At 63.6% G+C, this 22891-nt stretch carries 20 protein-coding genes; 2 read left to right on the top strand and 18 right to left on the bottom strand.

Going from position 1 to position 22891, the window contains the following annotated elements:
• Window positions 1–72: 72 nt before the first annotated feature.
• From purM to uraD, 5 genes are all read right to left on the bottom strand, one after another.
• Window positions 73–1227: a phosphoribosylformylglycinamidine cyclo-ligase gene (gene purM, locus ABCW42_RS17950; RefSeq protein ID WP_423182461.1), complete on the bottom strand. Its 1155-nt coding sequence runs from the start codon at window positions 1225–1227 to the stop codon at window positions 73–75.
• Window positions 1224–2840, bottom strand: a complete 1617-nt coding sequence (purF, locus tag ABCW42_RS17945) for an amidophosphoribosyltransferase (RefSeq protein WP_423182460.1) — start codon at window positions 2838–2840, stop codon at window positions 1224–1226. The genes purM and purF overlap by 4 nt, the downstream gene beginning before the upstream one ends.
• 62 nt (window positions 2841–2902) lie before the next feature.
• Complete coding sequence (locus tag ABCW42_RS17940) at window positions 2903–3241, bottom strand: hypothetical protein (protein WP_423182459.1); 339 nt, start codon at window positions 3239–3241, stop codon at window positions 2903–2905.
• Window positions 3242–3334: 93 nt separating this feature from the next.
• Window positions 3335–3676 carry a hydroxyisourate hydrolase gene (gene uraH / locus ABCW42_RS17935; RefSeq protein ID WP_133203587.1) on the bottom strand — a complete coding sequence of 114 codons (342 nt, stop codon included), beginning with the start codon at window positions 3674–3676 and terminating at the stop codon, window positions 3335–3337.
• Window positions 3673–4197 carry a 2-oxo-4-hydroxy-4-carboxy-5-ureidoimidazoline decarboxylase gene (gene uraD / locus ABCW42_RS17930; protein WP_423182458.1) on the bottom strand — a complete coding sequence of 175 codons (525 nt, stop codon included), beginning with the start codon at window positions 4195–4197 and terminating at the stop codon, window positions 3673–3675. The genes uraH and uraD overlap by 4 nt, the downstream gene beginning before the upstream one ends.
• A 242-nt stretch (window positions 4198–4439) precedes the next feature.
• On the opposite strand from uraD, the gene ABCW42_RS17925 reads away from it, so the two are divergent.
• A complete protein-coding gene (locus ABCW42_RS17925; protein WP_423182457.1) occupies window positions 4440–5534 on the top strand; it encodes a pyridoxal-phosphate-dependent aminotransferase family protein in 1095 nt (364 codons plus the stop codon).
• 955 nt (window positions 5535–6489) lie between these two features.
• On the opposite strand, the gene bcp is transcribed toward ABCW42_RS17925, so the two are convergent.
• From bcp to ABCW42_RS17890, 7 genes are all read right to left on the bottom strand, one after another.
• Window positions 6490–6957: a thioredoxin-dependent thiol peroxidase gene (bcp, locus tag ABCW42_RS17920; RefSeq protein WP_423182456.1), complete on the bottom strand. Its 468-nt coding sequence runs from the start codon at window positions 6955–6957 to the stop codon at window positions 6490–6492.
• Window positions 6958–7024: 67 nt separating this feature from the next.
• Window positions 7025–7669, bottom strand: a complete 645-nt coding sequence (locus ABCW42_RS17915) for a winged helix-turn-helix domain-containing protein (protein WP_423182455.1) — start codon at window positions 7667–7669, stop codon at window positions 7025–7027.
• Between the two features lie 7 nt (window positions 7670–7676).
• The gene (gene allB, locus ABCW42_RS17910; protein WP_423182454.1) at window positions 7677–9038 is read right to left on the bottom strand and encodes an allantoinase AllB; all 1362 of its coding nucleotides are present in this window, start codon (window positions 9036–9038) and stop codon (window positions 7677–7679) included.
• Entirely contained in the window at window positions 9031–10254 is a 1224-nt protein-coding gene (locus tag ABCW42_RS17905; RefSeq protein ID WP_423182453.1) for a glycerate kinase, read from the bottom strand. The genes allB and ABCW42_RS17905 overlap by 8 nt, the downstream gene beginning before the upstream one ends.
• 13 nt (window positions 10255–10267) lie before the next feature.
• On the bottom strand, window positions 10268–12046 hold the full coding sequence (gene gcl, locus ABCW42_RS17900; RefSeq protein ID WP_423182452.1) for a glyoxylate carboligase: 1779 nt from the start codon (window positions 12044–12046) through the stop codon (window positions 10268–10270).
• Window positions 12047–12184: 138 nt separating this feature from the next.
• Complete coding sequence (locus tag ABCW42_RS17895; RefSeq protein ID WP_423182451.1) at window positions 12185–13063, bottom strand: 2-hydroxy-3-oxopropionate reductase; 879 nt, start codon at window positions 13061–13063, stop codon at window positions 12185–12187.
• 46 nt (window positions 13064–13109) lie between these two features.
• Complete coding sequence (locus ABCW42_RS17890) at window positions 13110–13910, bottom strand: hydroxypyruvate isomerase family protein (protein ID WP_423182450.1); 801 nt, start codon at window positions 13908–13910, stop codon at window positions 13110–13112.
• 1840 nt (window positions 13911–15750) lie between these two features.
• On the opposite strand from ABCW42_RS17890, the gene ABCW42_RS17885 reads away from it, so the two are divergent.
• On the top strand, window positions 15751–16404 hold the full coding sequence (locus tag ABCW42_RS17885) for a hypothetical protein (protein ID WP_423182449.1): 654 nt from the start codon (window positions 15751–15753) through the stop codon (window positions 16402–16404).
• A 68-nt stretch (window positions 16405–16472) separates the two neighbouring features.
• Here the strand turns inward: ABCW42_RS17885 and ABCW42_RS17880 are convergent, their stop codons facing one another.
• The 6 genes from ABCW42_RS17880 to ABCW42_RS17855 all read right to left on the bottom strand — a co-directional run bounded on the left by ABCW42_RS17880 (window position 16473) and on the right by ABCW42_RS17855 (window position 22863).
• Complete coding sequence (locus ABCW42_RS17880) at window positions 16473–17168, bottom strand: maleylpyruvate isomerase family mycothiol-dependent enzyme (RefSeq protein ID WP_423182448.1); 696 nt, start codon at window positions 17166–17168, stop codon at window positions 16473–16475.
• Window positions 17169–17834: 666 nt separating this feature from the next.
• Window positions 17835–18731, bottom strand: a complete 897-nt coding sequence (locus ABCW42_RS17875) for an NmrA family NAD(P)-binding protein (protein WP_423182447.1) — start codon at window positions 18729–18731, stop codon at window positions 17835–17837.
• A 129-nt stretch (window positions 18732–18860) separates the two neighbouring features.
• Window positions 18861–19664: a hypothetical protein gene (locus ABCW42_RS17870; protein WP_423182446.1), complete on the bottom strand. Its 804-nt coding sequence runs from the start codon at window positions 19662–19664 to the stop codon at window positions 18861–18863.
• A 40-nt stretch (window positions 19665–19704) separates the two neighbouring features.
• On the bottom strand, window positions 19705–20859 hold the full coding sequence (locus ABCW42_RS17865) for an ABC transporter permease (RefSeq protein WP_423182445.1): 1155 nt from the start codon (window positions 20857–20859) through the stop codon (window positions 19705–19707).
• Window positions 20819–21928 carry an ABC transporter permease gene (locus tag ABCW42_RS17860; RefSeq protein WP_423182444.1) on the bottom strand — a complete coding sequence of 370 codons (1110 nt, stop codon included), beginning with the start codon at window positions 21926–21928 and terminating at the stop codon, window positions 20819–20821. Before ABCW42_RS17860 ends, ABCW42_RS17865 begins: the two co-directional genes overlap by 41 nt.
• Complete coding sequence (locus tag ABCW42_RS17855; protein WP_423182443.1) at window positions 21925–22863, bottom strand: ATP-binding cassette domain-containing protein; 939 nt, start codon at window positions 22861–22863, stop codon at window positions 21925–21927. Before ABCW42_RS17855 ends, ABCW42_RS17860 begins: the two co-directional genes overlap by 4 nt.
• Between the last annotated feature and the right edge of the window lie 28 nt (window positions 22864–22891).

Below are 22891 nucleotides of genomic sequence, written 5' to 3'. Positions count from 1 at the left end.
CCGTGCTGTAGGAAAAAGCCCTGGCGGGCCCAGTTCAACAGGGCCCGCCAGGGCTTTCTATCGCCAGAAATTCTAGGCGTAGGCGTTTACGAGACGCACGGCGCCGCCGTCGACGCCCTTGGCGCCTTGGACGTAGTCCGGGCCGCTCTTGTCCACGGACGGGGAGTCCGCGGCAACGGTGCCCATAATCCAGGACGGCAGACCGCGCTCGTTGAGGCGGGCCACGGCGGCATCGGCGATCTCGGGGGAGACCACGGCCACCATGCCGACGCCGAGGTTGAGCGTGCGCTCAAGGTCAGCCAGGGGCACGTTGCCGAGTTCGGAGACGAGCTTGAAGATGGCGGGCAGTTCCCACGTTGCGCGGTCGACCGTGGCAACGAGGCCTTGCGGAAGGACGCGGGCCAGGTTGGCTGCAAGGCCGCCACCGGTGACGTGGCTGAAGCCATGCACGGCGGCATCGGAAGAAGCGCCCACGGGGAATGCCCGTGCGAGATCGAGGCAATCCGCGGCGTACACGCGCGTGGGTTCCAGCAGTTCCTCGCCGAGGGTCCGGCCGAGTTCGGACACCTGGCGGTCCAGGGCCCACCCGGCGTGGTTGATGACGCGGCGAACCAGGGAGTACCCGTTGGAGTGCAGGCCCGAAGAAGCCATGCCGATCACGACGTCGCCTGCGCGAACGCGGTCCGGACCAAGCAGGGAATCGGCTTCGACAACGCCGGTAGCGGCGCCGGCGACGTCGTACTCGTGCTCGCCCAGCAAGCCGGGGTGCTCAGCCGTCTCGCCGCCCACGAGGGCGGTACCGGCCACGGAGCAGGCAGCCGCGATGCCACGGACGATGTCCGCGATGCGCTCGGGCACAACCTTGCCGCATGCGATGTAGTCCGTCATGAAGAGCGGCTCAGCACCGACCACCACGATGTCGTCCACAACCATGCCGACGAGGTCGAAACCGATGGTGTCGTGGATGTCCATGGCCTGCGCGATGGCCACCTTGGTGCCGACACCATCCGTGGAGGTTGCCAGCAGCGGCTTCTTGTAGGTGAGCAGCTTGGAGACGTCGTACAGGCCGGCGAATCCGCCGACGCCGCCGAGCACCGAGCTGTTGTGGGTCGCCTTGACGGCGCCCTTCATGAGTTCGACGGCGCGGTCTCCCGCTTCGACGTCGACGCCGGCAGACGCGTAGGTGATACCGGTCGAGTTCTCGGCGGAGGGGGATGCGGAGGTCATACAGACTCTTTCTTATCGGCGTCGGTCAGCAGGTTCTCAAACTCGGCGTCGGGTCCGGGGTCGCAGCCCGTGGCGCCCGGCTTCTCGGCGGGGTCCTCGGTGTCCGCGTCTTCCGCTGCGGCGGCGTCCGACGTCGGCAGCCCGCCGAGGTCGGTACGTTCCAGGAGGTTCTTGCCCAGTTTGTCCGAGCCGGGAAGCTCGATGGGGTACTTGCCCGTGAAGCACGCGGTGCAGAGGCGTTCGCGCGGCTGCATGGTAGCGCCGATCATGCCGTCTTCAGAGATGTAGGCCAGCGAATCGGCACCGATGGCCTGCGAGATTTCCTCCACAGTTGCACCGTTGGCGATCAGCTCGGCGCGGGATGCGAAGTCGATGCCGTAGAAGCACGGCCACTGGACGGGCGGGGACGAGATCTTCACATGGACGCTCGCTGCCCCGGCTTCGCGAAGCATCCGGACGATGGCACGCTGGGTGTTGCCGCGGACAATCGAATCGTCCACAACCACCACGCGCTTGCCGCGGATCACGGACTCGAGCGCGTTGAGCTTGAGGCGGATGCCCAACTGGCGCAGCGTCTGCGACGGCTGGATGAAGGTGCGGCCCACGTAGGCGTTCTTAACGAAGCCGTGCGCGAACGGGATGCCGGATTCTTCGGCGTATCCAACGGCCGCGGGCGTGCCGGATTCCGGTACCGGAATGACGATGTCCGCCTCGTGGGTGTTTTCGCGGGCCAGTTGGCGGCCCATTTCCACGCGGGATTCGTACACGGAACGGCCGCCGATCGCTGCGTCGGGGCGTGCCAGGTAGACGTATTCGAAAACGCAACCGGCCGGCGTCGGCTCCGCGAAGCGCTGGGAGCGGACGCCGTTCTCGTCAATGGCGATGAATTCGCCCGGCTCGATCTCGCGGATGAAGGACGCGCCGACCGTGGCGAGGCCGGCCTGTTCGGACGCGACAACCCAGCCGCGGTCCAGGCGGCCGAGGCACAGCGGGCGGATGCCGTAGGTATCGCGGGCTGCGTAGAGGGTGCCTTCGTCCATGAAGACGAAGCAGAAGCCGCCGCGGATCTTGGGCAGGAGCTCCATGGCGGTCTGCTCGAGGGTCTTGCCCTCTTCGCCTTCCAGGAGCGCCGTGACCAGGGCAGTGTCCGAGGTGTTGCCCTGCTTCATTTCGCCGGTCAGCTGTCCGCCGTTGCGCTCAAGGATCATTTCGCGGAGTTCGGCGGTGTTGGTGAGGTTGCCGTTGTGGGCGAGGGCCACGGTTCCGGTGGCGGTTGCGCCCAGGGTGGGCTGCGCGTTGGCCCAGTGGCTCGCTCCGGTGGTGGAGTAGCGGCAGTGGCCGACGGCAAGGTGCCCGGTCAGGGTGTTCAGGGTTGTCTCGTCGAAGACCTGGGATACGAGGCCCATGTCCTTGTAGACGTTGATGCGCTTGCCGTCACTGGTAGCGATACCAGCCGATTCTTGTCCGCGGTGCTGCAGCGCGTACAGCCCGTAATAGGTGAGTTTTGCTACCTCTTCGCCCGGAGCCCAGACGCCGAAGACGCCACAAGCGTCCTGGGGTCCTTTTTCGTCGGGGAGAAGATCATGAGAAAGTTTTCCGTCGCCACGTGCCACTGGTCAATTGTCGCATGATGTTGGCGTGGTATTTTCCCTCACGCGACTTTGTGACCGGGATCCTATGCTTCGTCGTCGTCCTCGGGCGCGTGCGGGACGGACTCGACGACGGCGCGTTCCGAGCGCTTCAGGCTGATCTTGTCCAAGACCAGAGCAGCCATGGAACCGAGCAGGACGCCTGCCGCGGCGAATGAGACAAGGAAGAATCCAAAGACGGCGCCGGTATCGAAGCTGGTGTCTCCGGGGATTCCGTAGGCGACGATTGCGGCAACGATGATGCCGAGCACGCCGCCCAGGACCATGAACGGAACGAACTTCGGAGCACGCCGGACGGTGATCCCCCGACGCTCCGGGTTGCTGCCCTCGGACGCGCCGACGATGTGTGAATGCTCAGAAACCATGCCTTCCAGACTACCGCCCCGAGTTTGTGTACAGATAATGACCGTCTTAAGCGCGTTTAAGGGGTGCGACCTGTACACAAACTCGGGGGTGGGTTAGCTGCCTCGGTAGGTCGAGAAGGCGAACGGGCTGAGCAGCAGGGGCACGTGGTAGTGCTCGCCGGCGTCGGACACGGTGAAGCTCAAGTCCACTTCCGGGAAGAAGGTGTCCACCCCCTGCGCCGCGTAGTACGGGCCGGTCTCGAAGTTGAGGCGGTAAGTGCCGCCGTCGAGCCTTTCGGGGCCGAGATCCTTGATCCGGCCATCGGCGTCGGTGGCGCCGCTCGCGACCTGCAGCCACTTGTCGCCGTCCCGGACGTAAAGCACGACGGCGACGCCGGCCGCCGGGCGCCCCGAACCGGTGTCCAGGATGTGGGTGGTGATTTGGGAAACGCTCATGCTTTGGCTCCTTCGTTGACGGCGTCGGCACTGATCACTCCGGCAAGGCGGAGCAACGCGATCTCGCGCAACTGGCCCGCGACAATGACGTCTTCTTCTTCGGGGGTATGGCCGAGGCGCTCTTGGAGCGAGGCTAGGATTTCAGGCGCTGTCCGTCCCGCGGCGCGGATCAGGAAGACTCGGTCGAACACGGCCTCGTACTCCTTGTTGCCGGCCGCCAAAGCGGCAGCGATGCCGTCGTCGCCGGGGTCGACGCCGGCCTGTTCGGAGCGGGACATCGCGGCTTCGGTGGTCTGCTCCTTGGGCCGTTCGCCGATCCGGGGGTGGTGTGCCATGGCGGCGGCGACTTCGTCCGCCGTAAATGGCTCGGCTGTTTCCCCGGCGAAGCTGAGCAGGGTATCTACGCTGTTGAACGGGCGCGCGTCGGCGATGTTCTCCACCCAGCGTTGGATGTCGAGGCATGGGCGCAGGACGTCGATGGCGTCCGCACGGTCCACGCTGTTGAATACGTCAAGCTGCATGCTTGTTCATTCCTCGTGCGAGTGCTGGCATCCATGGTGTCGGCTATGCGGAACTCCAGCGATTGGTGCCGGATGGACTTGCGTATCACACGGGCAAGCCTTCCGCATCATGGAACTGTTATTTCAGCATACGTAATAGTGAATCCAATCGGCGCCGCAGTGTCAAGAGAATACCGCAGCTTCCCTCGCCCGTGGATGCCGTCGGGTGGACAATGTCAGCAACGAGCCAAAGGAGTTCCGCCATGCCAGAGGTCCTGACTTCCCGTTATCTCTTCGGCCCCGGCCCGAGCAATTGCTATCCGGAGGTGACCGCCGCGCTCGCGTACCCGGTGATCGGGCATTTGGATCCGTTGTTCATAGAACGGCTGGACCGGACCTGCGAGGGGCTGCGGGAGGTCTGGGGTACCAGGAATTCCCGCACGCTGCCGCTGAGCGCGACCGGCTCCGGCGGCATGGAAGCAGCTTTCGTCAACACGGTGTCCGACGGCGATGTTGCGGTAATTGCCGTCAACGGGCTTTTCGGGGAGCGCATGTGCGAGATCGCCCGGCGTTGCGGGGCCACGGTGCTGCGCGTCGATCACGAATGGGGCCAGCCCGTTGACGCGGAACGGGTCCTTGCCGCGCACCCGCATCCCAAGGTGATCGCAGCGGTCCATGCGGAAACCTCCACGGGTGTCCTGTCCGACGTCGCACCCCTGGGCGCCGGAAAAGGCGACGCGCTGCTGATCGTCGATGCGGTGACCTCCATCGGCGGCCTGGAACTGCTCGCCGACGATTGGGGGATCGACGTCGGCTACGCCTGCACGCAAAAGTGCCTCGGAGTCCCGCCGGGTTTGTCTCCCTTCACGGTGTCGGACCAGGCCTTCGAACGACGCGTCAAGGATCCCCGGTCCTGGTACCTCGATATCGGGCTCCTTGGGGGTTACGTCGGTGCGGCGACCGGTAGCCGGACTTATCACCACACCGCGCCTGTGGCGATGATCGCCGGCCTTGAGGCCGGGGTGGACCGCATACTGTCCGAAGGGCTCGACGTCGTCCAGGCCCGCCATCAGGCGGCCGGCTCGGAGTTGCGCGACGGGCTCGAAGCGATGGGGCTGGAATTGTTCGCTGCCGAAGGCGCGCGGTTGCCGAGCCTCACCACTGTGAAAGTGCCCGACGGCGTCGATTCGGCCGCCGTCCGCGCTTACCTTTTGCGGAACTTCAGTATCGAGATCGGTGCCGGAGCGGGTGCGTTCGCGAGCTCAGTGTGGCGGATCGGGATGATGGGCCCAAACGCCAACAGGGCCTCGGTGCAATTGGTTCTTGGCGCTCTTCAGGAGGCGATCGCCAAGGCATGACCCAGTAACGGACACCAGCGTCCGCGCTGTCCCCCAACTACGGCAGCGCGAACACCGGCGTAGTCGAGCCTAGGATTTGCCGTCGCCGATTAGGTGGCGCGGATGGCCATATTAGGTGGTGATTTGGCCAAAATTGAGTGGTGGACGCGGCCCCGCCCGCGTTTGGACCCACAAACGGCGACGGCGACACTCAATTGAGTGCCCAAAGCAAGGAGCCCGCCAATTGGCGGGCTCCTCGTTACATCTTTTGTCCGCGAGGGGAGGCCTCAGCCCACGAAACTCGCGACTCGTGGTACTGACTTTACGATAAGGTCATGCCCTATGCCAAACCCGCCACGCAAGCTGCTATTCACGCCGCTCTGTCTGTGCCTAGGATGTCGACTTATCTGAGGGCCGTCTCCGGGGATCCGAAGCGAGCCTTGGATCTTTATGGCTGGAATGCCCGTGCTTCGGCCTGCCCAGCACTGCGCGAGGCCACGGGTATAGCCCTCGAGGGAATCTCGTAGCTACACGGAACAATGAAGCGACTACCGGCAAGGTCATCGCAGAACTGAAGTTTGTCTTTTGGCAGAAAATGTTTACGTCTCGGCATGATCAACGTATATGGAACTCGGCGATTCTCGCTTTGTTCCCGCACGCAATTCGCATTGCGCCCGCGGCACTACGTGGGCGGATCTACAACGACCTGGATGCCATACGCCTTTTGCGGAACCGAATTGCCCATCATGAGCCGATTTTTACCCGCAACCTGACGGACGATCTGAAACGAATTGTCGAACTCGTTGACATGAGAAGCGCTGATACCGCTGGCTGGGTCCGCGCCATGGAGACGGCGACCGAGGTTCTTACTGAGCGCCCCTTCAAACGCTTGCACACGATTGATCGGGAATGAAGTAATCCTCCTGCAGATGACCGCAGGAGGATTACTTCATTGGTGGTCTTACGTGAGCTAGCGTTACAGGCCCAGTTCGGTCTTCAGCGCCGCGACGTGGCCCTGTGCCTGCACCTGGTACTGGGTGAGCCTGACCTTGCCCTCGGGGTCGAGCACCACGGTGGAGCGGACCAGGCCTTCGACGATCTCGCCGTCGCGCAGCTTCTCGCCCCAGGCACCGTAGGCGAGGGCGACCGCGTGGTCTTCGTCGGACAGGAGCGGGAACGTGAGGGAGTACTCGTCGACGAATCCGGCGATCTTTTCCGGCGCGTCCGGGGAGATGCCCAGGACTTCGTAGCCCGAGCCTTGCAGGCTGGCGAGGCTGTCGCGGAAGTCGCAAGCCTCGGTGGTGCAGCCGGGGGTCGAGGCTTCGGGGTAGAAGTACACAATGACGTTGCGTCCGCGGTAATCGGACAGGGCTACCTTCTGGCCCTCGGAGTTAAGCAGCGCGAAATCGGGGGCCTGGGTTCCGGCGAGGAGTTTCTGGGTCATGTTGCGATCCTTGACTTGTCGGGCAACCGCCGTGGCCGGCGATCAATCTATTGGTGTAACAGGCTGCCTAGATGCAGTATTCCGCGGGTCCGCGGACGGTGCTGCCTGGTCCGGGTACAAATTGGTAGCCGCCTCCACGCACGGTGGCGATGACGTGGCGGCCGGAGCCCAGCTTGCGCCGGACGCGTCCAACATACACGTCGATCGACCGGAATGCCGCGCCGGGACAGTCAAGTGACTCCAGGAAGCGTTGCAATTCTTCACGTGGGATGGCCCGGGACAAGTTCTCCACGAGGTACCGGAGGAGGCTGTGTTCCATCGCGGTGAAGCTGACCGGGACACCGTCCAGGAGCACGGTGTCCGCGGCCAGGTCCACTGCCACGCTGCTGCGCCGCCCGGCCAGGGAGACCGGCGGGTTGGCGGCAGCAGCGGGGCGATTTCCGGCGTCGGACTCGTCATCGCCGGACTTTGCTGCTCCGGCGGCAGGCCAAAGGAGGACTTCCGCCCCCGGAGCAAGTTTGCGGGCGCGGGCCAGGACCGCTTCAGCGGCTTTTGCCCAGACCGCCGGGTCGATGTCCTGGCCTTCGCCGGGCTGCACCCACAGAGCCAGGCCGCGCGGATGCAGGGCCGGGCGCGGTGGGGCAGCCTGGTGCCGTGAGGGATTCAGCCGATCGGGCAGCTTTCCGTACGGGGCGTGGACGTTGACGGCCATGGCGCCCTTAGACGCCGCCGCGGCGAATCAGCTTGCCGCTGGGCGTGCGTCCGTCGATCTCGTGGCCGCGCAGGAACGTCTTGCGTACGACGCCGGAAAGCGCCTTGCCGTCGTACGGCGTGATCGGGTTCTTGTGCTTGAGCTTCGTGACGTCGACGACGAACGCGTCGTCATGCGCGAAGATCGAGAAGTCCGCGTCGTAGCCTAGGGCGAGCTGGCCCTTGTTCTGCAGGCGGGCCAAGGCTGCCGGCTTCTCGGACATCCAGGAAACGACCTGCTCAAGCGGGATGCCGCGGTGCCGGGCTTCGGTCCAGATCAGGGAGAGGCCCAGCTGGAGCGAGGACACGCCACCCCAGGCGACGGCGAAATCGCCGTTTTCGAGGTCCTTGAGGTCAAGGGTCGAAGGGGAGTGGTCCGAGACGATGCAGTCGATGGTGCCGTCCTGCAGGCCCTGCCACAGCAACTCGCGGTTGGAGGCTTCGCGGATGGGCGGGCAGCACTTGTAGGCCGTGGCGCCGTCGGGGATTTCCTCGGCCATGAGGGTGAGGTAGTGCGGGCAGGTCTCGACGGTGAGGCGGACGCCGTCGCGCTTTGCCGACGCGATCATCGGCAGGGCGTCCGATGACGAAAGGTGCAGGATGTGCGCACGCGCACCGGTCCAGCGGGCGCGTTCGATGACCTCGGCGATCGCCTTGTTCTCGGCACCGCGGGGGCGGGAGGCGAGGAACGTGGAGTAATGGGCGCCGCCGGGATGGGGTGCGTGGTCGATCGCGTGGGAGTCCTCGGCGTGCACGATCATGAGGGAATCGAAGGACTTGAGCTCCGCCATGTCCTCTTCCATCTCGTCCGCTTCGAGGTGTGGGAACTCGTCCACGCCGGAGTGGAGCAGGAAGCACTTGAAGCCGAAAACGCCTTCGTCGTGCAAGGGACGGAGGTCGGACTTGTTGCCAGGGATGGCACCGCCCCAGAATCCGACGTCCACGAACGCCTGGTCCTCGGCCACTTCGCGCTTGAGCTTGAGGCCTTCCACGTTGGTGGTGGGCGGGATGGAGTTCAGCGGCATGTCGATGATGGTGGTGACACCGCCGGCGGCTGCGGCGCGGGTGGCCGAGGCAAAGCCTTCCCACTCGGTGCGGCCGGGCTCGTTGACGTGGACGTGGGTGTCCACGAGGCCGGGGATGAGGGTTTCGTCGTCCGCGAGGTCGATCACTTCGGTGCCCTGAAGGCCGTTTCCGAGAGGCTCGATCGCGACGATCACGCCGTTGCGGATACCGACTTCGCGGGCAGTGATGCCTGCCGTGGTGAGGATGCGCTGGCCACGGATGACCAAGTCAAACAGGCCGTGGACCGGGGTGGTTTCTTCAGACATTGAGGTGCTCCTTGGTGTCGATCCGTGCTGCGTCTTGGGTGGATGCCGAAATTTCCGTAAGGCGCACGCCGATGTGCCTACCTAATTCTTCGAGCAGCGGACCCGCTTCAGCTATGCATTTGGCTACATTGGCTTCGACGTCGGTCAATGCATGGACCGACTCGAAACCGGACTCCGAAAGTTGTTCCGGGCTCAGCGTACTGCGGCCGCAGACCGCAATCACAGGGGTTCCCGTACGAGCTGCCGCCCGGGCCACGCCCATGGGTGTCTTGCCGAGCAGGCTCTGTTCATCGAGGCTGCCTTCGCCGGTGATCACGAGGTCTGCGCCCGCCAGGCGCCCTTCAAGTTCGGTGAATTCGAGCACGACGTCGATACCCGGCCTGCGCGCCGCGTGCAGCGCCGCGATGGCAATGTAGCCGACGCCGCCTGCCGCACCCGCGCCCGGAGCGCTCGCTGCGTCGCGGGCTTCAGGGCCGATCTCGGCGGCGAGGACCTCCACGAAGCGGGCCAGCGCGGCGTCGAGAGTGGCGACGTCGTCCGCCGTCGCGCCTTTCTGGGGTCCGAAGATCGCGGCGGCGCCTGTGCGGCCCAAAAGGGGATTGTCGACGTCGGACGCCAACACGAATTCGGTGGCCTCGAGGCGGACGTCGAAATTCGAGAAGTCGATCCGGTCCAGGCGGGCCAGTGCCGCGCCGCCGCCGGGGAGTTCCCTGCCGTCGGCGTCGAGGAGGACGGCGCCGAGTCCCTGCAGGACTCCGGCGCCGCCGTCGGTGTTGGCGCTGCCGCCGACTCCGAGGATGATGTGCCGGCAACCAAGGTCCAAAGCGGCGCGGATGAGTTCGCCGGTTCCTTGGCTCGTGGCGCTTTGGGCGGTGGCCGGGTTGGGGGCCGTGCCATCGCCGAAGCCGGGGAGGACCGCGAGCCCGGAAGCCGCGGCCATTTCGATGACCGCTTCCCCGCCGCGAACCGCGAACTCGGCCGTGACCGGCTCGCCCAGCGGGCCGGTGACCGTGGCGCTCCGGCGGGTGAAGCCGGAGCCGACGGCGGCGTCGAGAGTCCCCTCGCCGCCGTCGGCCACTGGAATGAGTGTGGCCTCAAAACCCTCGCCCGGGTTCTTCGCCGCGAAGCCGGACCGCAGTCCGGAAGCCAAGCGGCTGGCGACCTCGGGCGCCGAGAGCGAGCCCTTGAACTTGTCCGGGGCTATGACCACACGCATTCCGTACCTCTTCCTAGTCCAGCAGGGCGATGATCGACGTGGGGGCGTCCGCGCCGCGCTCAGCCAGTTCTTCGAACTCGTTCACGCCGTCGATTTCAACGCCCATGGAGATGTTGGTGACCTTTTCCAGGATCACCTCAACCACCACAGGAACCTTGAATTCGCCCATGAGTGCCTTGGCCTTGTCGAAGGCAGCAGGCAGGTCGGACGGGTTCTCCACGCGGATTGCCTTGCAGCCGAGGCCTTCGGACACCTTGACGTGGTCCACGCCGTAACCGTTGGTTTCCGGGGAATTGATGTTCTCGAATGCCAGGGACACGTTTTGTTCCATGTTGAAGCCGCGCTGGGATTGGCGGATCAGGCCCAGGTACGAGTTGTTCACCACCACGTGGATGTACGGCAGGTTGAACTGTGCGCCCACGGCCAGCTCTTCGATCATGAACTGGAAGTCGTAGTCACCGGACAGGGCAACAACGGTCTCGTCCGGCTTGCCGCGCACGACGCCGAGGGCGGCCGGAGCGGTCCAGCCCAAGGGACCTGCCTGGCCGGCGTTGATCCACTTGCGCGGGCCGAAAACGTGCAGCAACTGCGCGCCGGCGATCTGCGACAAGCCGATGGTGGACACGTAGGTGGTGTCCTTGCCGAAGGCCTTGTTCATCTCTTCGTACACGCGCTGCGGCTTGATCGGCACGTTCTCGAAGTGGGTCTTGCGCTGCAGGGATCCCTTGCGGGCGATGCAGTCGGCAACCCATGCGGTGTAGTCCGGCAGGGACTTGGCGCCCTGGCGTTCGCGGGCGATCTCGATCAGCCCGTCAAGCGCTGCACCGGCGTCGGAGGTGATGCCCAGGTCCGGGGAGAACACGCGGCCGATCTGGGTGGGTTCGATGTCGATGTGCACGAACTTGCGGCCGGCGGTGTAGGTGTCCAGGCCGCCGGTGTGGCGGTTGGCCCAGCGGTTGCCGATGCCGATCACGAAATCGCTCTGCAGCATGGTCTCGTTGCCGTAGCGGTGGCTCGTTTGGAGGCCGACCATGCCGGCCATGAGCTGGTGGTCGTCCGGGATGGTGCCCCAGCCCATCAGGGTGGGGATGACGGGAACGTTGAGGATCTCGGCCAGTTCAACCAGCTGCGCGGATGCGCCGGCGTTGATGATGCCGCCGCCGGCGACGATCAGCGGGCGCTGTGCGGCGGTGAGCATGTCCAGTGCCTTTTCCAGCTGCTTGCGGCTGGCCTTGGGCTTCTCGACGGTAATGGGCTCGTAGGCGTCGATGTCGAATTCGATCTCGGCCATCTGCACGTCGAAGGGGAGGTCCAGCAGGACCGGGCCCGGACGGCCGGAGCGCATGAGCTGGAAGGCCTTCTGGAAGGCGCCGGGAACCTGGCCCGGTTCCAGGATGGTCATGGCCATCTTGGTGACCGGGGCGGCGATGGACTCGATGTCCACGGCCTGGAAGTCTTCCTTGTGCAGCTTGGCGACGGGGGCCTGGCCGGTGATGCAGAGCATGGGGATGGAGTCTGCCCAGGCTGCGTACAGGCCGGTGATCATGTCGGTGCCGGCCGGGCCGGAGGTGCCGATGCAGATACCGATGTTGCCGTCCGCTGCGCGGGAGTAGCCGTCAGCCATGTGGCTGGCGCCTTCAACGTGGCGGGCCAGGGTGTGGCGGATGCCGCCGTGGGCCCGCATCGCGGAGTAGAAGGGGTTGATTGCCGCCCCTGGCAGGCCGAACGCCTCGGTGGCGCCTTCCTTTGCCAGGATGGCGACGGCTGCGTCAACAGTGCGCATCTTCGTCATGGTGTGCTCCTAAATGGGCTGTGAAGTCTGTTTTTGGGTGTGCTGAAGCGAGTTTGTGTACAGATAACGCCCTCAAGAGGGGTGTTTCCGGGTGTTATCTGTACACAAACTCTTAGGTTTGAGGAGTGCTCGACGGGGTTACTTCCGGCCGCTGAGCTGGAGGACCTGCTTGAAGAGTCCCGAGTGGTCGAGGCCGCCGTCGCCCTGGTTGACGGTTGCGGCGACGAGCTGTGCGACGACGGCGCCGAGGGGGACGGCGACGTTTGCTTCGCGGGCTGCCGAGGTGACGATGCCGAGGTCCTTGTGGTGCAGGGCAAGGCGGAAGCCGGGGTCGAAGTTGCGGTCGAGCATCTTCTGGCCTTTTTGGTCGAGGACCTTGGAGCCGGCAAGGCCGCCGCCGAGGACCTTGAGGGCTGCATCCGTGTCAACGCCGTAGGCCTCGAGGAAGGCAATGGCTTCGCCGAGGACCTCGATGTTGACCGCGACGATCAGCTGGTTGGCTGCCTTGACGGTCTGGCCGGAGCCGGAGGGGCCGACGTGGACGATCGTCTTGCCGACCGCGTTGAGGACATCCTGGGCCGCGTCGAAGTCTGCTGCGTCGCCGCCAACCATGATGGACAGGACGGCGTCGATGGCGCCCTGTTCACCGCCGGAAACCGGGGCGTCCAGCGGACGGATACCGGCTGCCTTGGCGTCTGCCGAGAGGCGGACCGCGACGTCCGGGCGGATGCTGCTCGCGTCGATCCAGAGCGCGCCCTTCTTGGCGTTCGCGAAGACGCCTTCTTCGCCGCTGACTACGCCTTCGACGTCGGGGGAGTCAGGCACCATGGTGATGACGACGTCGGCGTCCTTGACGGCGTCCGCGATGCTCGCCGCGCCCTTGCCGCCTTCGGAGACCAGCTTGTCGATCTTGTCCTGGCTGCGGTTGAAACCGGTGACGTTGTGGCCTGCCTTGACGAGGTTGATGGCCATGGGAAGGCCCATGATTCCGAGTCCGATGACTGCGACGTTGCTCATAATGGTTCTCTTTCTGAAAGTCTGTGTTTTAGCTCGGGTGTGCTTTTTAGCGGGCGACGCGTTCGCGGATCGCCCAGCTGAAGGCGGTTTCCTGCGGTTCCTTGTATTCGAGCCCGATGTGGCCGGTGTAGCCGAGTTCGCGGCTGCGGGCGATCCATTCACCGAGGGGAAGGGTGCCGGTTCCGGGGGCGCCGCGGCCCGGGTTGTCCGCGATCTGGATGTGGCCGAAGTCCTTGGCGTGGTTTTCGATGACCGATTCGACGTCGTCGCCGTTGACTGCCAGGTGGTAGAAGTCCGCGAGGAGCTTGACGTTCCCGACGCCGGACTCCGCCTTGACGCGGGCGATGACCTTGAGCGCGTCTTCAGCGGTGAGGAGCGGGTACTTGGGAGCGCCGCTGACCGGTTCGAGGAGGACGGTGCCGCCGATGCGCGCGACGCCGGCTGCCGCCGTCGCGAGGTTTTCAGCGCCGATGGCATCCTGCTTCTCGGCGGATTCGCCGTCCACCCGGTTGCCGTAAAGGGCGTTGAAGGCCTTGCATCCGAGTCGCTCACCGATGCCCGCGACAACATCGATGTTGTCCTGGAACTCGGCGGAGCGTGCGGGCCAGGAAACCAGGCCACGATCGCCGCCGGGCATGTTGCCGGCGTTGAAGTTCAGGCCCGTGAGCTGAACGCCAGCGTCTTTGATGGCGTTTTCGAACTCGTTGATTTGGGCGTCGTTGGGGACGGAGGTTTCGAAGGGCCACCAGAACTCGACGGCGTCAAAACCGGCTGCCTTCGCGGCTGCGGGGCGCTCGAGCAAGGGCAGCTCCGTCAGGAGGATGGAGCAGTTCACTGTGTACGTCATCGTAGGTGTCCTTCCGGGGAGGGGCTTTGATCTATCTTCCCTTGGGCTTCGGCTCGTTGGTTCGCTCCGGTGGAGCGTTTCGTAAGTTTCCGCTTTGTGGAATTTAGATTCTGCTTTATGAAAAGTTTAGGGAAGGCGGGGGTGTGAGTCAAGGGGCCGGGCAGTGGGCGGCGGTTTGGGATACCAGATGGTGGGAGCGGGGTCTCGGTTTGTTGCGCCGCGAGGGTCATGTTGCGTTGCGGGCGTTCGCTGCCGCTCGCATCGCACGGGCTTTCTGCGGCCCTCCTGTGCCTAGGAGAATCGTGGCGGCGTACGTCGTGTTTGGCGACGAAATCGGACATGGCGAGACTCGCGGCGGCTGCATTTGACGGCAATCGCGGCGTTCTCTATCACGCGACCTCGGATGGGCTCGAAATTGAGTGGATTCTCAGTGAGATTTCACAAAGCCGGCTATTTCGGCACTCAATTGCACCGACTTGACCACTCAGTTTGGGTTGCTTCTCCACCTAATGGCGGGGTAAGCGCTTAGGCTCTGCCTAGGACCGGCGCCGATCCTGAACGATCCAAATTCACAAAACAGGATAAGGCCAAACGCATCGTTGTCTGGTTCCCGCCAATATTTGCGGATCCTGAGCGTGCATGGGCTCCAAGTGGTTTAGCCAACGTTGCGGAAGGTCTTCGGAGCAATGTCTAGGAGATCAAAACCATGAGTATTCGCAAGTTCGGCCTGGCCGCGATCGCTGCCGCAACTTTCATTGCGGTGTCAGCCCCGACAGCCTCCGCCTCGGATACGTCGGGTACCGCTGAAGAAGTCTTTAGCGACTCCTCCTATTCGCAGATGAGAGCTGAACAGAACCCCGGTTCAATGAGCGTCAGGGCGCTAATCAATGGCAACCCTTATGGCTGTGCTGGATACACAGAGAGGGTGCACTTAAGCGGTGGAATGTCGTCAGTGCACGCCGGGATACGAGATTGCAGAAGCGCGCCGTCTTACCAAGTAGCAGGCGCGGAGATAATGAAAGCGGGATGGTTCGGAGTGTGGCATCGTTCGGCATTCAACAGTGCGTCCGCAACCAATCGCTTGGCTCGCCTCGACGTCAATGCCAAGGCCGTCTGCGGGAATACCAGTCTGCAGACCTATCGCGGCAATGGATATCATCGCGTGACGATCGGTGGCACGAATTACGTCGCGAGAACTTCAAGCGACGTCGAGACGCGATTCGGATGCGACTCGTAAATATACTGGCCTCGGTGGCGGGTGGGCTCTTCCTGTCCGTCACCGCGGGATCGTGTGCAGCCGGCTCAACAACGCCAATGGGGCCTGAGACGACGAAGGCCCAGCGGATACCCATGAGAGAGTACAAGGGGGCTCGTCCTCGCCCGCCAAGCCTCACTTACGGTGCTATGCAGATCCGCCCCTACACAGTGGATTGGAAGTACGGAGTTCATACAGAACGCCTGGATCAGTCGGGAAACTTTCCCTCTCCGTTTAGGGTGAGTGGACGTGCCCCTAGTCAGATCACTCTGAGCGATTCCCTAGCCCCTGAATATCTGCAAATATCCATTTTTGACGGGCCATTGGCTGGGATTGATCCGCTTTCTGCACCTGATCGAACCTTTATTTGCACTCCGACGGATCACAGTGTTTGCACAACGAGTGCTGAGGACAACACCGTGATGGTCAGATTGCCGAGCGATGCGTTGCCCGGCAGTGGAAACGTGGTCTTATCGGTCAGTGCCGAGTACCTAGCGGAACCAGAGCTGCATGCTGAAAGATTTGTCAACACAGTGAGCTGGGTTCTTGCTCTCGATATCACTTAGGAGGCTCAAATGAAGGAGCGTGACTGATCTGAATCAGGAAATGACACTCGAGTGGTACGTGGGGGAGATCGCAGGCCACACTCCCGGAGCACTTTCGGCGCTGGTACCACCAAGCTATGCCGCATTTGCCCGAGTTCTGAACCCCGTTAGAACTCCCGAGGGCCGTCGATTGCGTTGGTCGGATCTGGTTGGACGCAGTATGACCTTGGACAGTGCGACCCAATGGAGCGACATAGTCTCGGCCGTTCATCCTGACCCAAACCGATATTACGAACCCGAGTCCGGAACCCTTGATCGAGAAGTAGCTCTAAGGTTGTCCACCATCCTTTTAGAGCACACAAAGTCGCGTGACTTCATGTTCTTTGTCTGGGAAGGCTACAGTTCGCTGCTGGATGAAGTTCTAGCCACACCGACCATCATCATCGGCCAGCAGAGGGTCATGCACGTTCGACGCGGAGGTTTGGAGAGTGCACTTGAACCCATCGATTCTCCGCCAAATAGGCTCGCCATGAACTGGCTTCCAAATGATGGGGCTTGGTTCGTTGGCAATGAAATCTACGCGAGGTCAGTGTTCGTGGCGGGAACAGCTGCTGCCGTCGGTGCCGTTTTGAAGGAACCCGGACTTGAAACGTACCAGGTTCGACCGGGTTCCCTCATGGTTCCGGAAGACTGAAGTCCTCTTGGTCTAGGGGAATGCGGAACCAGACCGTCTGAACGAACCTTGACGTTTTCGGAACCTATTCAGGGGGTCAGCGGACCTCGGATTGCCCGATGCGCAAGCTCGGCGTCGCCTTCGATAAGCGCAGTGTCTGCAAGGTTTGAGCGCCCCCAGAGTCCGAGATACATTTCGCGCAGCGGCGCGGAAATTGTCGCAGCGGCAGTCCCTTCACCCAGTGTCCAGCTGGTGCCATCCGGTACCCTGAAAGTCACCGCCTGGCCTAGCTGCGCCATTCGCTCCAACCGGATTTGGCGCGGGGCGAACATCGCCAATGCCTCGTCAACGCCGTCAAGCAGGAAGTCCTCGGCGAACGCTGGCATCTCCCATCCGGAAGCTTGGCAAGCGTCCACGAGATGGATGGCGTGTTCGTGCGCCTGGCGCCGAAGCCAAAATGCGGCCGTGTGCGGCGCGTGTCCGAAAGTCCAGCACTGCGCCTCGGGATCAAGCGCTGCCATCGTTTCGAGGAAAGCGCCTGCACCGTCAAGGAACCATGCTTCGGCGTGCTCCTCTGGCGCCTTCCCCTCTTTGACCAACTTCCCGCCACGCACTATTTCGGCGGCCCACCGCTCGATCGCACCGACGTGCCCGAAAAGATCGGCGAGACTCCAACCCGGACAAGCCGGAACCGGCCAAGCGAGAGTCTCAGCAGGCTGACGGGCATGCGCGCTGAGAGTATCGAGGCTGCCGGACAGTTCGGCAAGGTGGCGTGTGGGCAGCATGAGTCGAGCATAACGGCTCGCTCGGGAAGTTGGTCGGTCAGGATCGTGGGACCGCCGCCCCCGAAGCGGTGGTGTTCCTCAGTCGATCCCACGAGGCCGGATCCGTTACGTCTGATCCCGCAGCACCTAATCGGTCCTGTTCGACCACCTAATTCGGGCAATTTTGCACTCATTTTCGTCGAATCCAGCACCTAGTCGGCATTTGCAAACCTAGGCTTCCTGAATCAGCCCCGATTTCGGAGTTGCGGCAGTTGGACCACGTCAGCATGTAGAAAGAGAGAAGACACCAGAATGCGGTACACACCGACCTTCCGTAAAATCTCGAGTTCAGTGATACTTGCGTTCATCGCCGCGAGTGCCATGACTGGAATTGTCAACGAACCGAAAATGGCCGGGTTGATCTGGCCGGCGGTTGTGATTGGTGCGGCTGCTTTAGGAGTGGCACTGTGTACGCAGCGTAAACCAAGACGCGATGCGATTCTGTTCGCAGTTTCTCTTGTGAGCTCCGGCGTTTACATGGGAGCTACGACAGTAGGTTTCCCTAACTCCCCGCCAATCTGGCTATGGTCCCTCGGGACGACTTTCGTCGCAACCGTCGCCCTCTACGCGGACGCTGAGGAAGCAAGAACAAGTCAGCTTCCGACGACCAAATAGATGGAACTCCTCCTAGTGCCCCAGCTCCCGGGCGAATCGCGCGATGGCGTCTTCCGCCGTCGGGACCGGTCCGAAAACCTGGGCTTGGCGAGTAGTGTCCGCGACGTATTTGCCTGTCTCGAACCAGGCGAGCATGGAACTCATGTCTTTGACCATCGGGACGAACGGCCCAACCACGGTGCCGAGGGCGCTGACAAACCCGGCGGGAACGGAACGGACGCTGATTTCCTCGCCCGCGATAGTCGAGGCGATATCCGCAATGTCCTGCATGCTCACTGGGCGGTCCCAGCCGATATCGATCCGTTCGTTATCGGCGACATCGGCATCGACAGCGGCTGCGAGATAGGCGGCAAGGTCGGAGGTGAGGACAAAGGTCAGAGGGACGGTCTTGGTACCAAACCAGGTGAGGCGCTTCTTCTCGAAGGGGTCGCCGCCCATCCGGGTCACCTGATCAAGGAATGCGCCCGGGCGAAGCGCGACGAACGGGACGCGCAACGCCTCCAGCTTGTCCTCCGTGAGCTTCTTTTGCCAGAAGTGCGGGACGTCCGGGGTTTGGTCCGAGGTGAGGATGCTGACCAGGACGAACCGTCGGATGCCCGTGTGGCTGGCGGCTATGGCGAGGTTGGTGTTGCCGACGGTGTCGATCTCCAAAGCCCGTTTGTCCCGCCGAGTGTAGCCGGCCGCCGACGTGATGGCGGCGTCGGCCCCGGTCATTGCCGCAATGAGCGAATCCAAGTCAAGCATGTCACCGCGGGCAATCTCAACGCCCTTGGCTTCAAGCTTTCCGGCGTCGGAACCGGGCCTCACCAAGGCCCGAACGGCCTTGCCACGTGCGAGAAGTTCGTCGACCACCTTGCCGCCGACGTGGCCAGTGCCGCCGACGACGAGGACAGGTTGGGTGTCAGTCATGGAACGCTCCTTCGTGCAGGGACGAAGACCTAGCCAAGCTCAGCCAGTCCGGCGACAAGGTCTTACAGCTTAGTTCGAGACCCTCCGAATATAGCGCTCAGCGGGTCGCCCGGCGAGAGCTGAACACGGTCACCGTCCCTCCTTTTCAACATCCTTCCCCGTCACCGCAAGGTAGACGACAAACCCCAGGATCAGCGCGCTCCACGCCAGGCTGACCGGCCCGGAACCCCATCCCAGGCCTCCTCGCGCGGGGCTCACTGCCATCCAGTCGGCGATCGACGCGCCAAGGGGCCGGGTGGCGATGTAGGCGAACCAGAAGCCGGCCACCGCATTGAGGCCAAGGCGCTTGTATGCCAATGCCGGGATGGCGATGATCACTGCGAACAACACGGCTGACGGGAAGTAGCCGAGGTTCAAAGTCATGGCAGTCCAGTCGCCCGCGGCCGTGCCGAGGGCGAAGGTGGTGAGGACGGTTGCCCAATAGAAGAGCTCTCGCCTGCGGGTGTGGATGCTGTGGATCGACAGCGTCCGTTCGATGCGGTGCCACAAGAAGAACACGACGCCGAGGGCTACGGTGAAGAACGCCGTCGAAATCGCGTATGGCACTCCAAGGCCAACATGCAGGACGTCGGCCGCCATGGTGCCGAACACGCTGACCATTACGACGGCGGACCAATAGATCCACGGGACGTATCGGCGGACGGCGAACTGTAGCACAAGTGCGACGACTAATCCAACAAACCCAAGCGCGACGGCGATTGCAGGGTCCATCGATGTCACGAGGAAGTCCGAGGTGGTCTCACCCATCCCCGTGGTGAGGATTTTCGTGATCCAGAAGTACGCGGTTACCTCCGGAACTTTGCTCGCCACGAATGATGCGCGGGATTGAAGGGGGAGGCTGGGCTGGGTCTGTTCGCGAACCGGTTCAGTCATGGCGGGATCCTCCCAGAGAAACCTGAACGTTACCCGCGTGCTAGGAGGCGACCAGCCGCCGTCGAAGGCTCACGATTCCCAAACCGAGTCCGACGGCGGCAGTCGCCAGGAGGACCGTGAGGTCCCGTCCGAGGTTGTCCGTCGATTGGTAGAAAATGGCGGCTTCCAATGCGTCGACGCCGTAGAACGTTGGCGTGAAGTGGGCGACGGCTTGGATCCACGCGGGCAGGAACGCAGCGACGCCGATTCCGCCGCTGAGGAAGAAGAGGTAGATCGAAAGGTTGATCCCGGCTCCGGCGACAGCCGAAAAACGGCGAAGCGCTCCTCCGAGGGCTGTTCCAAGGCCTGCTCCGGCCAGGGCGATCAGTCCGATCGCCGCGATTGCCGGTAACCAATACCATCCGGCTGGTTGAAGGACGCCGAATGCGTACGACAGGATCAGCACCAGCGTCGCCACCATCATGGTGGTTACCCAGCATGCGAGGATTTTCCCGGCGATCAGCGTTGCTCGGCTGATGGGCGAGAGCAACAGCGCCTTGATGGTCAGTTCCTCGAACTCCCGGGCGGCGGCCAAACCTCCGTTGACTACGCCCATGATGGTGAGCAGGAGCACGAGGATGGGGACGAGTTCGAACTGGACGAGGTCGACGTCGTGCGGCCGCAGGTCCAATTCGGCGACGCCGACGGTGATGGGGGTCTCCGCTTGCCCCGCGTAGAACTCGGTGATGGCCGCGGGAACGGATCGGCGCAGGTCGTTGGTGAAGTCCAGGTTCAGGTTGTTGATGCGGACGCTGACGGGGTCGGGCCGGTGCGCGCGGAAGTCGTCGTCGAACGAGGCGGGAACGGTGATCACGCCCGCAACCTGCAGCGTGTCCAGCAGGTGCGTGGCGTCGTCGGGCGTTGTCCTCCGGACACGGAACGCGTCCGAATCCTCAAGGACCGAGACGAGGCGCTGTGCCTGCGGCCCGTTGTCCTCGACCACGAGGGCCACCGGGTTGCGGCCCACCGCGCCCGCCACGACGAAGATGATCAGGAGGAACGCCACAGGCGGCAGCAGGCTCGCGACAATGGCTGACGGCGTCCGGAACCACGTCAGGATATCTTTCGCGGCGATGGCGGTCACCGCGCGTCGCGCGGCCATCAGTTCGCCCCCGTCATTGCCGCGCTCCCCGCCGACCGAAAGCGAAAGCGGCAAGCCCTACCGCCACCACCGAGAAGGCGGCGAGCACGATCGCGTCCGCGGTCAAGCCTTGGGGCGCGGTCTGGTAGCCGTGGAACGCATGCTGGAAAGCGGCGATCGCGTAGGTGAGGGGCGACGCCGCCGCGATAGCGCCGGGGACTGTGCCCAACCAATTCGCCGGACCGAACGGCCCGCTCAGGAAAAACAGCGGGAGCACTGCGGCGATGGACAGGGGAATGGCTTGCTGCCGCCGTCGGACGAGCGTCCCGACCAGGACGCCGATGGCGAGGAAAGCCGCGAGGATCAACAGCCCGAAGCCCAGGACCTCGAGCGGATGGAGAGGACGCACTCCGATGAAGAGGACCACGACGACGAGGAGCAGCAAGGCTGACGCGGTTGCCAGGGCGGCGGCACCCAGCACCTTGCCGACCCCGATTGTCAGCCGGCTCACCGGAGCCAAGGCAAGTTCCTTGGCCGTCCCGAGCTCGTAGTCCCGCGCCGTGTTCACGCTGCCCTGGAGAAGGGACGCGAGCATGAGGCCAGCCACCATGATGCTCACGGCGAGATAGGGAATATAGCCCGTGTCCTGCGGCTGGACATCGGATTCGCGCGCGGTCACCACCACCTGTTGGGGAAAGGCGTTCGCGTAAAAGGACGTGATCGAGAGCGGGATGGCCCGCCGGATGTCGTTCGTGAAGTCGACGTTCAGGTTGTTGACTTCCACGGGAATGTCGATCGGCTCTTTGGCGGCCAGGGCGGCGTCGAACCCTTGCGGCACGGTGACGACGGCGACAATGCTGCCGGCGCGGATCTCGCGTTCGGCGTCGGCGGCCGACGCCGGATGGATGATGAACGACGACGAGTTGCCCATCGCTTGGACGAACTGTTCCGCGAGCGGTCCGCGGTCATTCATCACGACGGCGATCGGCGCCTGGCCGCCGCTGAGCGCGAAAAGAAGGAACAGCAGCAGGAAGTTGATCGGGATGAGGATCCCGATGATTGCGAAGAGCGGTTCGCGAAGGGTGAGGCGGATGTCCGCGGCGGCCACGGCACGAACGACGCGCAGGTTATGGCGGACGCTCATTCCCTGAGCTCCTTGCCCGTCAGGCTGAGGAAGACTTCGTCCAGGCTTGGCTCGCGACTCTGGATCTCCTGGAGGCTCGTCCAGCCGACCACCTCGGTGACCACCTTGCCGGTGACATCCGAACCGCCTTCCACAGTGACCTTCAAGGAACCGTCGGAGGCAATCGCGGAGACGACCCCGGGGAGGGCGGTGACCCTCCGGACGATGTCTTCACCGGGCGAGGGGTGCGTGCGCATTTCAAGGACCGTGTCGCCAAAACTGTGGCGGAGCCTGGACGGTGAATCGAGTGCCACAAGCCGGCCACGGTCGATAATTGCCAGGCGGTCGCACAGGGCGTTCGCCTCTTCGAGGTAGTTGCTGGTGATCAGGACCGTGGTGCCGCGAGCCTTGAGTTCAAGGATCCGGTCCCACAGATCGTGCCTGCTTTGGACGTCCACGCCGAGCGTTGGTTCGTCGAAGTAGAGCAGTTCGGGTTCATGAAGCATCGCCCGGACGAGGGCCAGGCGTCGTTTCATGCCGCCGGAGAAAGTTGATACGCGACTTTTCCGGCGCTCCTGCAACTGGGCAAGCTCAAGCAGGGCGGTGATCTTCCGGTCCAGGCCTTTCCTTGGCACATCGAAGAGATCGGCGTGGAACTTCAAGTTGGCCTCGGCCGTGAGTTCCTCGTAGAGCGCGTTCTCCTGGGGCACGGTTCCGAGCGAGCGCCGGATCTTGCGGGGATCGGTGAGCACGTCGGTGCCGAGGACCGTGATGGAACCCGCCGTGGGTCGGCTTAGTCCGCTGATCATGTCGATGGTGGTGGTCTTGCCGGAACCGTTCGGCCCGAGCAAACCGAAGATCTCCCCGCGTTCCACGCTGAGGCTGAGGCCGTCGACGGCGGTGAAGGAACCGAACCGTTTGGTCAGGCCTGTAAGTTCGATGGCGGGTTCCGTCATGCCGCACCCCTGGCTTGTCCGCGCGGGG

Origin of the sequence: Arthrobacter sp. NyZ413 (genome assembly GCF_049390645.1) — a bacterium.
Classification (GTDB): domain Bacteria; phylum Actinomycetota; class Actinomycetes; order Actinomycetales; family Micrococcaceae; genus Arthrobacter.
Note: the sequence above shows the minus strand (reverse complement) of the source record. Positions and strands in the feature narration are given on the sequence as shown.

What these genes read in the sequence shown, in the direction of transcription:
- ABCW42_RS17925 (WP_423182457.1), top strand. Translation starts at nt 4,440, where the DNA reads ATGCCAGAGGTCCTGACTTCCCGTTATCTCTTCGGCCCCGGCCCGAGC.
- ABCW42_RS17860 (WP_423182444.1), bottom strand. Translation starts at nt 21,928, where the DNA reads ATGAGCGTCCGCCATAACCTGCGCGTCGTTCGTGCCGTGGCCGCCGCG.
- ABCW42_RS17855 (WP_423182443.1), bottom strand. Translation starts at nt 22,863, where the DNA reads ATGACGGAACCCGCCATCGAACTTACAGGCCTGACCAAACGGTTCGGT.
- bcp (WP_423182456.1), bottom strand. Translation starts at nt 6,957, where the DNA reads ATGACCCAGAAACTCCTCGCCGGAACCCAGGCCCCCGATTTCGCGCTG.
- ABCW42_RS17915 (WP_423182455.1), bottom strand. Translation starts at nt 7,669, where the DNA reads ATGGCCGTCAACGTCCACGCCCCGTACGGAAAGCTGCCCGATCGGCTG.
- ABCW42_RS17870 (WP_423182446.1), bottom strand. Translation starts at nt 19,664, where the DNA reads ATGACTGAACCGGTTCGCGAACAGACCCAGCCCAGCCTCCCCCTTCAA.
- ABCW42_RS17895 (WP_423182451.1), bottom strand. Translation starts at nt 13,063, where the DNA reads ATGAGCAACGTCGCAGTCATCGGACTCGGAATCATGGGCCTTCCCATG.
- ABCW42_RS17875 (WP_423182447.1), bottom strand. Translation starts at nt 18,731, where the DNA reads ATGACTGACACCCAACCTGTCCTCGTCGTCGGCGGCACTGGCCACGTC.
- ABCW42_RS17940 (WP_423182459.1), bottom strand. Translation starts at nt 3,241, where the DNA reads ATGGTTTCTGAGCATTCACACATCGTCGGCGCGTCCGAGGGCAGCAAC.
- uraH (WP_133203587.1), bottom strand. Translation starts at nt 3,676, where the DNA reads ATGAGCGTTTCCCAAATCACCACCCACATCCTGGACACCGGTTCGGGG.
- gcl (WP_423182452.1), bottom strand. Translation starts at nt 12,046, where the DNA reads ATGACGAAGATGCGCACTGTTGACGCAGCCGTCGCCATCCTGGCAAAG.
- uraD (WP_423182458.1), bottom strand. Translation starts at nt 4,197, where the DNA reads ATGCAGCTTGACGTATTCAACAGCGTGGACCGTGCGGACGCCATCGAC.
- purM (WP_423182461.1), bottom strand. Translation starts at nt 1,227, where the DNA reads ATGACCTCCGCATCCCCCTCCGCCGAGAACTCGACCGGTATCACCTAC.
- ABCW42_RS17880 (WP_423182448.1), bottom strand. Translation starts at nt 17,168, where the DNA reads ATGCTGCCCACACGCCACCTTGCCGAACTGTCCGGCAGCCTCGATACT.
- ABCW42_RS17890 (WP_423182450.1), bottom strand. Translation starts at nt 13,910, where the DNA reads ATGACGTACACAGTGAACTGCTCCATCCTCCTGACGGAGCTGCCCTTG.
- allB (WP_423182454.1), bottom strand. Translation starts at nt 9,038, where the DNA reads ATGTCTGAAGAAACCACCCCGGTCCACGGCCTGTTTGACTTGGTCATC.
- ABCW42_RS17905 (WP_423182453.1), bottom strand. Translation starts at nt 10,254, where the DNA reads ATGCGTGTGGTCATAGCCCCGGACAAGTTCAAGGGCTCGCTCTCGGCG.